At 39.3% G+C, this 14,280-nt stretch carries 16 protein-coding genes; 11 read left to right on the top strand and 5 right to left on the bottom strand.

Annotated features, from left to right (window positions below):
* Positions 1–174: 174 nt before the first annotated feature.
* Positions 175–747: a DUF2913 family protein gene (locus sps_RS04710; protein ID WP_077755551.1), complete on the bottom strand. Its 573-nt coding sequence runs from the start codon at positions 745–747 to the stop codon at positions 175–177.
* 658 nt (positions 748–1,405) lie between these two features.
* Between sps_RS04710 and sps_RS04705 the strand changes: the two genes are divergently transcribed.
* The 4 genes from sps_RS04705 to sps_RS04690 all read left to right on the top strand — a co-directional run bounded on the left by sps_RS04705 (position 1,406) and on the right by sps_RS04690 (position 6,372).
* Positions 1,406–2,449 (top strand): alcohol dehydrogenase catalytic domain-containing protein, encoded by a 1,044-nt coding sequence (locus sps_RS04705; protein ID WP_077751472.1) that lies wholly within the window; start codon positions 1,406–1,408, stop codon positions 2,447–2,449.
* A 63-nt stretch (positions 2,450–2,512) separates the two neighbouring features.
* On the top strand, positions 2,513–3,706 hold the full coding sequence (locus tag sps_RS04700; protein ID WP_077751471.1) for an L-lactate MFS transporter: 1,194 nt from the start codon (positions 2,513–2,515) through the stop codon (positions 3,704–3,706).
* Positions 3,707–4,062: 356 nt separating this feature from the next.
* Positions 4,063–4,923, top strand: coding sequence for a hypothetical protein (locus sps_RS04695; protein WP_077751470.1), 861 nt, complete (start codon positions 4,063–4,065; stop codon positions 4,921–4,923).
* A gap of 318 nt (positions 4,924–5,241) precedes the next feature.
* Positions 5,242–6,372, top strand: a complete 1,131-nt coding sequence (locus tag sps_RS04690) for a hypothetical protein (RefSeq protein ID WP_077751469.1) — start codon at positions 5,242–5,244, stop codon at positions 6,370–6,372.
* A 156-nt stretch (positions 6,373–6,528) separates the two neighbouring features.
* Here sps_RS04690 and sps_RS04685 read toward each other — a convergent pair whose 3' ends face one another.
* The 3 genes from sps_RS04685 to sps_RS04675 form a co-directional block, all read right to left on the bottom strand.
* Complete coding sequence (locus tag sps_RS04685; protein WP_077751468.1) at positions 6,529–6,825, bottom strand: putative quinol monooxygenase; 297 nt, start codon at positions 6,823–6,825, stop codon at positions 6,529–6,531.
* A 35-nt stretch (positions 6,826–6,860) separates the two neighbouring features.
* Complete coding sequence (locus sps_RS04680; protein WP_237157987.1) at positions 6,861–7,265, bottom strand: VOC family protein; 405 nt, start codon at positions 7,263–7,265, stop codon at positions 6,861–6,863.
* A gap of 127 nt (positions 7,266–7,392) precedes the next feature.
* Complete coding sequence (locus tag sps_RS04675) at positions 7,393–7,674, bottom strand: ribbon-helix-helix domain-containing protein (protein WP_077751467.1); 282 nt, start codon at positions 7,672–7,674, stop codon at positions 7,393–7,395.
* A 367-nt stretch (positions 7,675–8,041) separates the two neighbouring features.
* On the opposite strand from sps_RS04675, the gene ospF reads away from it, so the two are divergent.
* The 4 genes from ospF (at position 8,042) to sps_RS29205 (ending at position 11,087) form a co-directional block, all read left to right on the top strand.
* Positions 8,042–8,743: a type III secretion system effector phosphothreonine lyase gene (gene ospF, locus sps_RS04670; RefSeq protein ID WP_077751466.1), complete on the top strand. Its 702-nt coding sequence runs from the start codon at positions 8,042–8,044 to the stop codon at positions 8,741–8,743.
* A gap of 107 nt (positions 8,744–8,850) precedes the next feature.
* The gene (locus tag sps_RS04665) at positions 8,851–9,471 is read left to right on the top strand and encodes a MarR family winged helix-turn-helix transcriptional regulator (RefSeq protein ID WP_077751465.1); all 621 of its coding nucleotides are present in this window, start codon (positions 8,851–8,853) and stop codon (positions 9,469–9,471) included.
* Positions 9,472–9,530: 59 nt separating this feature from the next.
* Positions 9,531–10,739, top strand: coding sequence for an IS256 family transposase (locus sps_RS04660; RefSeq protein ID WP_077751464.1), 1,209 nt, complete (start codon positions 9,531–9,533; stop codon positions 10,737–10,739).
* Between the two features lie 18 nt (positions 10,740–10,757).
* A complete protein-coding gene (locus sps_RS29205; protein WP_077751463.1) occupies positions 10,758–11,087 on the top strand; it encodes a GNAT family N-acetyltransferase in 330 nt (109 codons plus the stop codon).
* A gap of 20 nt (positions 11,088–11,107) precedes the next feature.
* Here the strand turns inward: sps_RS29205 and sps_RS04650 are convergent, their stop codons facing one another.
* The gene (locus tag sps_RS04650) at positions 11,108–11,458 is read right to left on the bottom strand and encodes a winged helix-turn-helix transcriptional regulator (RefSeq protein ID WP_077751462.1); all 351 of its coding nucleotides are present in this window, start codon (positions 11,456–11,458) and stop codon (positions 11,108–11,110) included.
* A 196-nt stretch (positions 11,459–11,654) separates the two neighbouring features.
* Here sps_RS04650 and sps_RS04645 point away from each other — a divergent pair, with 196 nt between their 5' ends.
* From sps_RS04645 to sps_RS04635, 3 genes are all read left to right on the top strand, one after another.
* Positions 11,655–12,083 (top strand): YybH family protein, encoded by a 429-nt coding sequence (locus sps_RS04645; RefSeq protein WP_077751461.1) that lies wholly within the window; start codon positions 11,655–11,657, stop codon positions 12,081–12,083.
* A gap of 316 nt (positions 12,084–12,399) precedes the next feature.
* Positions 12,400–13,041, top strand: a complete 642-nt coding sequence (locus sps_RS04640) for a beta/gamma crystallin domain-containing protein (protein WP_077751460.1) — start codon at positions 12,400–12,402, stop codon at positions 13,039–13,041.
* A 155-nt stretch (positions 13,042–13,196) separates the two neighbouring features.
* Positions 13,197–13,940, top strand: a complete 744-nt coding sequence (locus sps_RS04635; protein ID WP_077751459.1) for an SDR family oxidoreductase — start codon at positions 13,197–13,199, stop codon at positions 13,938–13,940.
* The last annotated feature ends 340 nt before the right edge of the window (positions 13,941–14,280 follow it).

Here is a 14,280-nt window from a genome sequence, read left to right as displayed (position 1 = left end):
GTATAACCTATGAACCTCTGATTGCACAGAGCGGAAAAAGTTCATAGGTTTTACTTAATCCAAGACACAGGGTCGTGTTCAGTATGTCATCTAGTATTTTGTGATTACGATGAGTTAGTTTCATCAATTTGAACATGGTGGGATGTGGAGATGTTGCAGGTGAGGGCGTTCCAGCTAAATCTTTGGATGTAGCAAGATATGCCCTTGCTGCGTATCTGTAGTCAGGGGTTGTAGTTCAGCACTAAATATTCCTGTTCGTTTAACAACCTCTATAACAACATTGATCTTATTCGATTCCAAGAATAACGACACCGGGGCAATTTGGTCACCAGCCTGATTAAATCCTTGTTCAACATTTTCTTCTAACATGTAAATAAATTCTGGTACGCTTTTCTCATTTGTATTAACCAAGCGATTGCCTAAGCCCTGTTCACATCGCAAGATTTTAAGTAGATCAAATAACTTATGCGCATCGGTCAATCTTTTATCTCGGCCTTGATACAGGTTTCGAACTTCTACAAGCTTAGTTTCTAGATCTCCCTTGGTACTTCGGCCAATAGACAGCATACTTCTCACTTCACTTTTGATCTGCCGATAATGCTCGTCTTTAAGCTTCGGCTTTAAATAACGAACCAAGATCTCATTGCGTTTAGACATCGGGATAAACCGGGAGGTTTCTTCGATGGAAAAGTAAAGATGTAAGAGTGCGTTATCGACAAGATTACTCACTAAATAGTTGAAGGCCATATCGTTCAAAAAAATACCTAAAGCAGTCAGGTTAGAAATCAGGCTGAAGTTTATCATTTTGAACTGAATACAAAACTACCCACTAGAACATCTTGCTATAAACTAAAAAATCGAATTCACTTATAATATCCTTACACCCAAGTCGTTTTAACAGCTCACTGTTCATCGGGAGTACATGATGATAGCGATCCAACCTCAGTACCATATAAGAGCCTTTCTGTAGCAATCTCTTACTCGTCCTATTTTCAGTCTAGAGTCACTTTGGGTAAATTAAAGAGGGTGTAGGAATAGGTTAGCTTAATTATATATCCATTAATTATTGTCGCGTAATCATTGAAAATATCAAAACCAACACAGAAACATTTAATTTGTAAGTGCTTATTGATAATCATAGAGGAAAGTATAATTAAATCATCATTACATGTTAAATAGGGTGACTGTATTGGCTTTAAATTGATTTGTTATAGTGCTAAGCACCTGACCAATTGTACAGTTGATATGTAGGTAACCCCTGAAAACACAGTTAAGCAAAATATAAATTAGAACTTTGAAATATTATTAGCATCGTTTTTATATAAACTTTGTTAGTATTTGTTTTGTGTGTTGCAAAGAATGAATTAAATCTGAATATTTATTTAAATTAATTAAAGGTTAAGCTATGAAGGCGTATGTATTCGACGGTAAAGAAAGTGCTAAGTTAGAAGAAAGACCAAAACCAAAAATCATAAAGCAGACTGATGTTATTGTGAGAGTTGAAAAGACAACTATTTGTGGTACTGATTTACATATTTTGCGGAATAATGTCTCGACATTTAATCCAGGTACGATTATGGGTCATGAAGGTGTCGGTATTATTGAGTCATGTGGAGAATTGGTTAGCAGGTTCAAACCTGGTGATCGAGTTATTATTTCATGCATTACATCTTGTGGTAGATGCAGAATGTGTCAGGTATCTAAATTTGGCCAGTGTTTGCAGGGGGGCTGGTTATTAGGGAATGAAATTGATGGTTGCCAAGCCGAATTTGTTCGAGTGCCTTTTGGTGATACCAGTTTGCACCTTGTACCTCTTGATATAGATACTGATTCTCTTGTGTTATTGAGTGATATTTTTCCGACAGGCTATGAAGTAGGTGTTCTGGATGGTCAAGTCAAACCAGGTTGTTCTGTTGCAGTTATAGGTTGTGGTCCTGTTGGGCTTTCAGCATTAATGACATCAAAATTCTTTTCTCCAAGTGAAATTTACGCTATCGACACTAACAGCCACAGACTCCAAGTTGCTCTAGAACTAGGTGCTACACATGCCATCGATAACTCAGATGGCACTGCTGTTCAACAAGTTTTAGACATCACTGAAGGTGTCGGGGTTGATGTCGTTATTGAAGCGATCGGAATTCCAGTTGCCTGGGATATGTCTCAGAAACTGGTATGCCCTGGCGGGAATATAGCGGTATTAGGTGTACATGGAAAATCAGCAACCATTAACCTTGAAGATATGTGGAAGCGCAACTTTACCATGACAGCTGGTATGGTTCATACCAACACTATCCCCATGTTAATCAAGCAAATTAGGGCCGGTCATTTAGAGCCTAAGAAATTAATTAGCCATCAGTTTAATTTATCTGAATCCGAAAAAGCATACAGTACTTTTATACATGCTTCCGATCATGAGACGCTCAAAGTTATTATAAGTAACGAGTTCTAATATTTTTTTACAACTAATAAAATATAGTTATTTATAAATAGCTATATTTTATTGAGAATTAAAATGATTAATAAACCACTTAAAATCCTCTTGATTGGTCTTATGATTAATTTATCAATAGGTATTCTATATGTATGGGGGGTTTTTAGTGAGCCTTTAGCGGAAGCGTTAAATATAGCCCCTGAAAATATTGACGGTCCATACCAAACCTCTGTTTTTACATTTGCTGTTTGTTTACTTGTCGCTGGTATATGGCAAGATAAGATGGGCCCTAAGAAAGTGACAATGTTTGGCGTATCTCTTGTTGGTCTAGGTCTTATTGCTTCAGGCTACGCAACTACTTTAGCTGAGCTTCAGTTCACATTTGGGTGTATGGTCGGTGCTGGCATGGGGTTCGCTTATGCATGTATTGGTCCAAGCACCATGAAATGGTGGCCAAAAAATAAAAAAGGTTTAGTTAGTGGCTTAACCGCAGGTGGCTTCGCAATGGCAGCAGTATACCTAGCCCCATTGTCTACTCGCCTTATTGAAGATTTTGGTATCTTAGATACCTTTAAGATATTAGGGGCGGGGCTATTATTTATGGTTCCCATCGCATCAATGCTTGTTGACCCCCCTACTGATTACATTACAGATAAACCAGAAGAGAAAGTACTTGAAATCGCTGGTGACATTAATCTTAGTTGGCAGCAAATGCTGAAAACACCACAGTTTTATCAATTATGGTTAATGTTTATGATTTCATCTTCTGCGGGGATTATGCTTATTGGTTCTGTCGGTAGAATAAGTAAGTCAATCGGTTTGACACCTGAACAAATTGCATTAGGCATCGTCTTACTCGCAGTCTTTAATACTGCTGGTCGTGTTGTTGGTGGATTAATATTTGATAGAATAGGACGTGTTCATACGCTGGCATTAATATTCATGCTGCAAGCGGCTAATATGCTATTTTTTACCACAATAACAACGCCATTTCCATTAATGGTTGGAATCTCAATCGGTGCGATGTCTTACGGTGCATTATTCGGTGTATTCCCCCCAATTACTGCTGATGATTACGGCTTAAAAACATATGGTACAAATTTCGGAATTCTTTATTCTGCTTGGGGAGTGTCAGGTTTCTTTGGTGGTATCTTAGCTAGCATATCGGGATCTGCGAACAATTCGTACTTTGTCTTTGCTGTACTTTTAGTAACGATGACTACCATGGGGTACTTCATTAAGCCTGTAAATAAACTGAAATTAGTTGAAGCTTAATTAGGTTTCTTTCCTGATCGTTAGGACAGCTGTTTAAGCAGCGGTTCTACTTTATTCTGCTTAGACAAGTATGTTAAATGTTGCTATACCTTTCACCCGCTATCTTCCTCTGAAGTTAGCGGGTTTTTTATGCGTTAATTTGTACAGTTTGGCTTAATTGAGAGTGGCTATATTAGAGATTCTAACTTCCGATCACCATCATATTCGTTAGTTTGTCTACAGGCTTGTTGCCTTTGGCTGATGATGTTTTTTAATAATTTATTAGAACATAAAAAAAAACGTCTTTTTTTTATGCCATTTATTTTTAATAAATGTATAAATTAGCAATCAATTAATAAATGAATAACTGGAATAATATGCAGATACTTAACGCGGCTCAGCCAACGACTATTTCAACACACACTAGTGATCAAAATGTATCGACGGTTAACCAAACCAGTTCTGTTCAAAAAATTTCTGATAAGGTGCAAGCGGCATCCAGCAATCAAGTGCAGGATGTGATCTTCATTGGTCGTGGAAGCAGTATTGCTTATGCGTTAACTGAGGTTTGTGACCGATATGAAGGACAGTCTTCTACACAAGCACAATCCCATGAACCACCATTAACGGGTCGAGCCATGGTCATTGGCAGCTCAGAGCCCTGGTCTAAAGAAGTACGAGGTTCTGGTTTTATCAATCATCAAAATGAGCTGATAGATACCTGGGGTAGTAAAGCTCCTAAATACAGTAAGGAATATGCAGACCGCCAGCAATTTTCAGATGCGAATACCGCGCAAATTAACCGTGCAGCTAGTCTTGGCGTTCGAGAAGTTAATGACGAAGTCTCTAATGTAAAAAAAGGTGACGATGGCCTGTTTAGAGTGAGTACTAAGCAAGGCCATGAGTTTGTTACTAAGCAAGTGATATTAGGTATTGGTGCAGGGCCACATACCAATGCTTTGGCTGAAAGTGGTGATTCATTATCACTGACGCCTGCAGAACAGCGCCTTGGCAATATTAATGTGGAGAATAAAGAAGCCATAAAAAGCCAGGTACTCGATTTAGATGAGTTTATGCGCTTAACAGATAATGGAACATCATTAAAAGGAAAAACGGTTGTTGTCCATGGTCCAAATGCTGGTATTGATGCAGTTGAAAGAGCAGGGAGCCTGGGGGCTAATGCCGGTAAGTTAAGAAAAAATATTGATAAAATAAGGGCTACAGGGGATTTAATCTAAATCTGGCTGTAGCCCTTACTCGTTCTGCTGTTAGTCAATGATTGCTACACAAATTCCGTTAATTCAGAAAGTGAATAAAAGGTGATTATGTATGCAAAATAGTGACTAAGTGATCGGCATTAGAGCCTGGGGGCCGACATTAAGTGGTTTATTAGCTCAACCTCTCCAGTACTGTTAGATGGTAATCAACTTGAGCATGCACCAAAGGCTGCTGAAAACAGTCTGGTAAAAGTCGATAAGGTTTCGATTTCTCCGGATGAGAATGGCAAGATTAACATTAATTTTTCTCATAATAACAAAGAGAAAACAGCGGATACTTTGAAGGCTGACTTTTATGTCTATGCACTGGGTCAAGATAGCAAGAGAGCTGGTGCTATTCATTCGGTATTAGATCCATCTATCTCAGAAGACTTAGAACCCATTTATGATATAGATCAGATTTATTCCGATAAGCCCTACAATACAGTGCTGGGCATCCAATCTAAAAAAGCCGAATCGGAGAACGGCGTTATCATCGTGGGTGCTTCGGTCGCGCAGATGGCTGGTAATGTACAGCATACTTATTTAGAGCAGGTGCATGAGCGTATCAATGGACTGACAGACCTGCTTAATTTGGCATCTGTTGATGTTTCAACATTACAAGACCAGTTAGCCAATATTCAGGACCAGATTAATAGCGCGGCAACCAGTAAGTCGGTCAGTTTAACCCCCCATGATAAGGCTGTTTATCAAGGAAATGTGGCTATTTTGCAACAAACACTTTCTCATTATCAAACGGCTCAACAGGATCTCGCTAATGCTAAAGGACCTGGCGTTCGAGATCAGGTCGAAAATGTAGTTAAAACAGAGGTCGCATCAGTTGTCGTCTCTCCGCAACTTGCTACTGTAAAAGCTTCCATAGGGGCGTTAACCAATATTATGCCGCAATATATAGCAGCTGGTGAGGTTAATTACTCTTCCGATAACAGGACGATGTTAAGAGTTAGTCTGGTCCATGATTTTCCAAATATACCTGAGACTGCAGCACAGCAGTTTATTCAAGACACAATAGATTTGCGAGTAATGAATAAGGGGCAATTTTTAGATAGGATTGCGAGTGACTTATCACAATACACTCAAGATTTATTGAAAACTCACGACACTGAATCTGCCTTATCTAGCTTGAGTCAACTAAATGTAAAGCCCGAACTTGCACATGCTTTGATTGAATTACAGCAAGATAGTACCCTAGCACCTGGACAAAAAGCAGAGCAGGAAAAAAACTTGAAACAGGAGCTTCTGAAATCCATTGATACTCATGCCATCCCTGCTTGGGGAACCCCAGAGCACGTTCGTTATGGTTATGCATCTAAACTCTCTGACTTACATCTTGAAAATAAAAACGAGACTCCAATTAGTTTATTTTGGTTGGGGGAACCAATCAGTGCATTAAACGCGATTCGAGTTTAATGTTAATAGCCATAATTCTCACTATCAACACGAGCAAAGTGCAACCTTTGCATGGCACATGATAAGAATAGGCCTTATGACATGCATGCTATAAGGCTTATTAATTAAAACCATAACCTAAGGAACTTAACTAGTAGTAAAAGTTATCAATGGTTTTTATTGTTTGTTCTCTATAGGGGTTAAAAAACTGATCTTTGGCTCTTGCTCTAGTAGACCTTCGAGCTGTTGCAGTAACGTGATGAAGTGAGGCTGCTGACAATGGTCGTCGAATGCTTGCTGGCCTGAAAATTCCTCCTGAAATATAAATATATTGGGCTTAGTTTGATCTTTAAATAGTCGGTAGCTGATACACCCCGCCTCATTGCGAGTCGGTGTTAGCATGGCAGATAGCAAAACTTCTAAGCTCGCTTCCTGGCCTTTTTTGGCGTGAAATGTTGCTGTTATATTTATCATAATATGGCCTGTTCGGGTTATTTATAAAGTAAGCGCTAAAGATATCGACCTTGGCGTTGTAGAAACTCAATCTTGTAGCCATCAGGATCTTTGATGAAGAAGAAGGTGGCTAAATGATGTTTTTGATGATGAAGCTGTTTAATATCACTGGCCTGTATGCCCTGACTTTTGAGTCGCCGATGACAGGTTTCAATATCCTCAACACTCACCGCAATATGCCCGTAACCAGAACCGTGAGTGTAACTGGGTGAGGCCTCATGGTTAAAGGTAAGTTCGAGTTCGAAAGCGGTTTCTTGATTATAGAGGTAGGTTAAGGTGAATCCGTCAAAGACAAATTGATCTTTCACTTCAAGCTCGAGAGCCGTGCGATAAAAAGCGATAGCGTTATCGAGATCACTGACTCGGATCATGGTGTGAATAAGTTTGGTATTGGTGGTCACTACTTTCTCCCGTTAAAGAGAGCTAAGCATAATCTCGCCGTCTCTACTCTCGGTAGTACCTGAGTACGACAGCAGGCTTTTAACCGATTCTATTAGTCGGTTTTTTAGTTAGTCGGTTTAGCGAAGGCTAAGTTTGGGCTAATACAGCTGCGGGTTGTCTCAGATATATCAGGCATGAGCAGCGAAGTATCGATGCCAGATTAGTGAGGTTACTCTTAGAACCAGTTGATTCTTTATAAATTTTGCTAATAAATTGCGGCACCGTCATCCCTTGGCTTGTGGCTATCTCTTCTAATATTTGCCAAAAGCTGGTTTCTAATTTGACGCTGGTTGCGTGGCCATCGATACGAATTGCACGGCTAATGTACTGGTAATTGTCGACGGGTTGTTTGGAAAATATTTCGCACATAGTCAGCTCCAATAATTACAAACGCCGATTTTCAACTTTTGTCCTACATCTGTCAAAACTTTTCGGTGCAACAGGAAAAATGGCATCTTCACTTGGCAGCTAAAGTTATGTAAAACCCTCGATGTAAGCATTATTTTATATGACCCTTCAGCAGATCCAGAGTTTTACCGAGTTATATAATTTCACTGCCTACTGATGGGGCGACATTATATGAATATAATGAATGTAAGTTACAGTTTATCGACGTAATTTGACATATATAAAATCAGTTAGTGCATATATTAACGCATGGGTGTTAATAATGGATTTAGATTTATTATCTTCCCATAAAAGTATTCCAATATAAATTCACTAAGAGTTTTTTATTATGCCTAGATTTAAACTTAATTTACCGCCACTAGTTATTCCACAGAATATTCCGCAAGCTACTCCGGCACCTTCTAAAGAGATAAAAAAAGAAGATGTGGCAAACTTACTTAAAGAGACGAATGCTCAGCCTAAATCAAATTTTAAACATGCTAATTTTCATGATGGTTATCAAGAGCTATCAAAAGGTCCCTATGACAACCAATTCTCAGGTTATAAGCTTTCAAATACACCTTTTGGAGATGTATTTATTCATGGGAACAAACTAGATGAGTCTCGTGAGTATTTAGGTGATAAAATCCATGTGAGTATAGAACAATCTCAGTTAGCTAAGGGGTTTGACAGTATTTTGCCTATTTTATTGTCCGAAGATAGTCCGATAGACAAATGGAAAGTTACTGACTTACATCGTTGCCCGCCAGAATCTCGTGTAGCCGTTGGAGCACAGATCACTCTTTATATAAAAGCCGATAAGGAATTAGGTTATAGTTCCGAAGATCTGAAAAAAGTGAAAGATTTTTTAGATGAGATAGAGTTGACGTTAGGTCAAAGTGGTATTTCATCTGGGGTTAAACCTCAATCAGATGTCTCTGCTGTCACTTGGAACTTTATTTCTTATCGAAATGAAAACAGAAGCGATCGTGAAGGCACTTCATCTCATCTACTTTTCGAAGAACCTTTTTATCAAATCATCTCTGATTAATGGTTTAAAAAGATCACAGTAGTACTTTTGATTTTAAATTAGACCGATTGACACTATCAACAATGCAGGTATGGTAGTTGATACTATCAACGTTATGAAGAGTGCTAATGTCATCGGTAACATCAATCCGCAGTGAGCTGCGCTATTTAGTTAGAGAGATAGGCTTGATGGATAAAAACTGTCTTAATTCAGGCTTGTCACTTACTCAAGCTCACTTATTAACTTACTTACGTAGAAATGGGCAAACCCCGTTTACTGAACTGACTTTACAACTTAACGTCGATAAAGCTTCTCTTAGCCGAACCTTAAAAACCCTTGTTGATAAAAAGTATGTAACGGCGCACAAAAAAGATACTGATAAAAGGCAAACCTGGTTTTCTGTTTGTTCTGATGGGTTATTACGTCTAGAACAAGCAGATTCTTTAGCTAATACAGAGCTTTATGACATGTTAGAAGGAATTAATGATCAGGAGCTTCAGAGTGTTATTACAGCTTTGCGCACACTTCGTTTAAATGTTTTTAGGGTTAACGCCAAAAGGAATAGGGCACGTATTCAAATTGAAAGGCTTAGCTCTGTTTATCTTAATGAAGTTAATTCACTGATTGCGAATGTATTTTCTGGCGAGCAAGGAATACCTGAAGATTTAGTGCCTATAGCTGCAGATATTACTTGTCATTGGTGGGCTGCACGTTCTGGTGAATATGTTTTAGGCGCGGTGAGCCTGTAAATAATTTTGTGTAACTACCTTTCAATCAGTACCCTATGTGGGTCAATGGAAGGTAGAGTATGAATAAAAAAGAACTAGAAGCATTCGCTAAACAAGCCGCTAAAGGCATTAAAACCGAAGCCGATTTAAATGACTTCAGGGCTATGTTAACCAAAGTCACTGTTGAGGCCGCATTAAATGCTGAACTCGATTATCACTTAGGCTATCAAAAAAACGAGAAGGTCGCGGCTGGTAATAACCGCAATGGCTACTCCCACAAACAAATAAAGACCGAAGATGGATGCTTCGAGTTAGACACTCCCCGTGACCGAAATGGTAGCTTTGAGCCTGAGATTGTTAAAAAGAACCAAAGCCGCTTCACCTCGATGGATGACAAAATTTTACATCTTTATGCGAAAGGAATGACGACACGAGATATTGTCGATACCTTTGATGAGATGTATGGCGCAGAGATATCACCAACGCTAATTTCTCGCGTCACTAACTCAGTCCTTGAGCGTGTCGTCGAATGGCAATCTCGTCCGCTAGAACCCGTGTATCCTATCGTTTACCTTGACTGTATTGTGGTTAAAATCAGGGAGAACAGTAAGGTCATCAACAAAGCTATTTTCCTCGCGCTTGGCGTTAACCTCGAAGGCCATAAAGAGTTACTTGGCATGTGGATAGCAGAGAACGAGGGCGCTAAGTTTTGGTTAAATGTACTGACAGAGCTTCAAAATCGTGGACTCAAAGATATCCTCATCGCCTGCATTGACGGTCTAAAAGGTTTTCCTGATGCCATAAATACCGTGTTCCCAAACACTCAAATCCAGCTCTGCATCGTCCATATGGTTCGAAACTCGATGAAGTTTGTGCCGTACAAAGATTACAAGGCGGTGACAGCTGATTTAAAGAGGATTTACCAGTCAGTGACCGAAGAGGAAGCGTTGCTTAATTTGGAACGTTTTGGCGAGCAATGGGACGCTAAATATCCTAGTATCTCAGCATCCTGGCACAGGCACTGGACTAATCTTAATACGCTATTTAATTACCCTCAAGACATCCGGAAAGCCATCTATACAACTAATGCTATCGAGTCATTAAACAGTGTGATTAGGAAAGCAATCAAGAATCGTAAGCTCTTCCCAAATGATGACTCAGCGAAGAAAGTCGTTTACTTGGCGATTATGCAAGCTTCGAAGAAGTGGACCATGCCGATAAGAAACTGGAAACCAGCACTCAATCGTTTTATTATTGAATTTGAAGATCGAATAGCAGACTATATATAATTTAGGTAGTTACACAGAATCTGCTACAGGGTCGGCGCGGTAGCATGTTGGGAAATTGATGATCAATGGCATTGGGGACGATTTGTTGTTGATGACAAATTTCGTGGACTGGGTATAGGTAAACAGCTTGCATATCATTCGCTCCAAGACATATTTAATAATATAACTGAATCCCTCACTAGTGATGCTCGCGATACTACGGTGCAAATCCTTAAAGGGTTAGGAGGTCAAGTCACTGGACAGGCTTATGATTTTTACGGTATGCCTGTAACACCTATTAATTTGACGCGCTCACGCTTCCAACATGTGATTGAAGAAAACGCATTAATATCACCATTTGTCTTGTAAGTGTGTGATCTTATGTGGGGTTAATCCATGTCTTGTCCATTATTAATGCTCGCGTCCCAAGTGTCTGACTTATCGACTACGAGACTAACGATTTCCGCTAACTCCTTACCTTTAGCGGTTAAACCATAATTAACCGTCACAGGAATAGTTGCTTGTTGCTCTCTCCAGATAAACTGCTCAGCCTCCAATGATTTCAGTCTTGAGCTGAGTACTTTACTGGATACTAATGCCAGTTGTTTCTGAATCTGGCCAAACCTCATTAGCTCACTTTTTCCAAGTAGGTAGATGATGTGAGCAGTCCACTTAGTTGATATCAAGGATAAATACTTATCAACACTGCAATATCCCTCAGGTGACGTGACATGTTTCATTTGGTTCTCCTCAAGGTTGTAGTATCTCTAATCTTAATCGGCATAAAGTATCATTTTCTTGATCTATATTCTTTAGTAACCTAAAGGTAACTAGTTACTTTTAGGTTACTAATAGTAAAAAGAAACTAACTTGAGTATCGTAACTTCATTGCCAAAGTATAGTTACTTAATGGCGCACACAATCAAGGAATTAACGATGAACCTAGTAAAAACATTATTACTCTTGGTGTCATTTTTTGTTGTTAATGCAAAAGCAGATGCTCCTCTCGAATATCCTAAGCCACAATCACCCGATGAGCTTCATTCTCTATTTGCTCAATATTTTGATGCAAAAGATCTTAATGGACTGACAACATTATTTGCAGCAAATGCGACATTCATTCTTGATAGGGATGGGAGGAGGGCAACGGGTCATAAAGAAATAGCTAAGGCGTTAAAACCCTATTTAAGTTTTGACAGTAAAATGCAGACCTTATCTAAGTCGATTCACATCAATGGCAACATCGCTTTGATTCGTTCCCAGTGGAAACTGGCTGATAGCGATATCAGTGGTACTGCACTAGAAGTCATGACATTTCAGCAAGGGGGATGGGTTTATTTGATTGATAACCCGAATGGGTTTTAAAGGACATAATTCCGATGAACCAGTGTGAGAATACTTTGGATAAATATCCCATCAAATAACACAGGCTCCATAATTCTGCTATTCGATCCGATCCCCTATGTCACTGGCTCAGCTTCTTCTAGAAGGCCTGCTATCTAGATGTGTTTATATATGAGTTTGTATTAAATTCCTGGTGGTGTCTACCTGTCCGAAAGAGACGTTACCATGGGCGATCTTTTACTCTACATTGATAAATATCAACAGGTTATGAATTACTTTGATGTGTAAGTGAATGGTTTCTTAATATAAGCGTAAATATATAAGGTAGGAATAAAAAATGAGCAAAGCTCAAGTTCATAATACAACATGTACACTTTTTGAAGCGCCTGTTTATGACGGTATCGAACACACCTATAGTCCTGAAGACGGAGTCATTGGTGCTACGGAAGAAGGGTTTAACGACAAAACTCAGTCTATTCGTGTAGGTAAAGACGTCTCTATTATTTGTTGGCAACATGGAGAAGGTTTAGGTATTACTAAGCAGTTTAAAGAAGATGAACCAAAAATTGGTAACAGTTTCGGTGAAGGTATTAGTTGTTTTTGCGTTATTCCTAATGATAACGACGTCATCTACATCAAGCTTGAAACCAATAAAAACATCGAAGGGGTTTACACACTCCACTCTAACGTATCAGGCTCTGGTGCGTTGATTCCGGTTGTATCTAGTAGTGATGATCCAGACTTTTACCCTATCGGTAAGATGAGTCCTGAGCAAATTGAAGACATGTTTATCAGTGTGCAAGTTGAAAAAGATGGAATATATCCTGCCAATGGTGCTCTGTACTTCAAACACTCAGCGCAGAGTGGGGGAGTAGAAGTTGACTGGAATGCTTCTGATAATCTGTTTCCTAGCAACATGTCAGTGAAGCCTGTTTCCGAAGCAAAAAACTATTTCGTGCTGACACTAGAATCTGTCTAATTGTGAAGATTTCAGCTTACCTGGTTTAAACAATAAGTCCCTCAATGAAAATCGAGGGACTTATGAACATAGCGCATCTGAGTGTGAGCTAATTGCACTGTGAAATATCGGTCAAATTTCCCTGGAAGAATGGCTAGATCAAGCTAGGAATTAATATGTATGATTTTCAAGGTAAGCTCTACTTAATAACGGGAGCTACTAGTGGCTTAGGATTGGCCACTACGGAAAGTATTATCAAGGATGGCGGCAAGGTAATCGCTACAGGACGTAATGTGACTAAGCTCAAAGCATTACAACTGCGATTTGGTCCATGTATTACTGTGGTTGAAAATGACTCTGGGAGTCCATCAACAGGGGTTGAACTGGCCGCAGTTGTTAAAGAGCAAGGTTACCTCGATGGTCTATGGCTGAATGCCGGTATCGCGAGACTTTATGATTGTGATGAGGTAACAGAAGACATTTATAAACATGTCATGGATGTAAATTCTAGAGGGCCAATATTACAGATTGTAGCACTAAGTAAGTATCTGAAAAGTCACGCTTCGATTCTCGTATCGAGTTCCAGTTCTGTGTATGAAGGAGCTGCTTCAACTAATTTATATGCTGCTTCCAAAGGTGCATTACTAGCAAGTATCCGAGTCTGGGCTAGAGAGCTAGGCCCAAAAGGAGTGCGAGTTAATGCATTGGTTTCTGGCACTACCGAAGAGACTAATTTTCGTAGCTTATTATCTGCCGATGCAAAGCTAGAATTTGAAAACTTTGTCATTAATCAAGTTCCCATAGAAAGGTCTGCTACTGCACAGGAGGCCGCCTCAGTGGCCTTATTTCTTTTATCAAATCAATCATCGTATATTACCGGCAGTGAGATACCAGTCGATGATGGTTTGATCCTGAGTTAATAAGCTAGCTGGATGCAGCTACCCAGATTTCATAGGCTCATCACTGCAGTACATTAATGAGCCTATTTTATTGATTAAGGATTGAAGCTTGTCTTTTTAGTCCGCTAAAAATAATGGTGAATATTTAATTACTGAGCTTGTAACAGTGCACACAGGCTCAAGTGTTATGGCTTGCAGACAGAGCTAAAGTTGAAGCCGCTATGTGACCTGATGCTCAAACAGACTGGAATGAACATTTGATTTAGAGGAATATAGACTCACGGACCATATTTAACATAATATACATTGTGCGCACTTAAGGGTAAGTTGTTATATATCAATGATATAGAGTGGTTTTGGT

The organism is Shewanella psychrophila (genome assembly GCF_002005305.1).
Classification (GTDB): Bacteria; Pseudomonadota; Gammaproteobacteria; order Enterobacterales; family Shewanellaceae; genus Shewanella; species Shewanella psychrophila.
The sequence above is the reverse complement of the archived record's forward strand: the minus strand, read 5'-3'. Positions and strand labels throughout refer to the sequence as shown.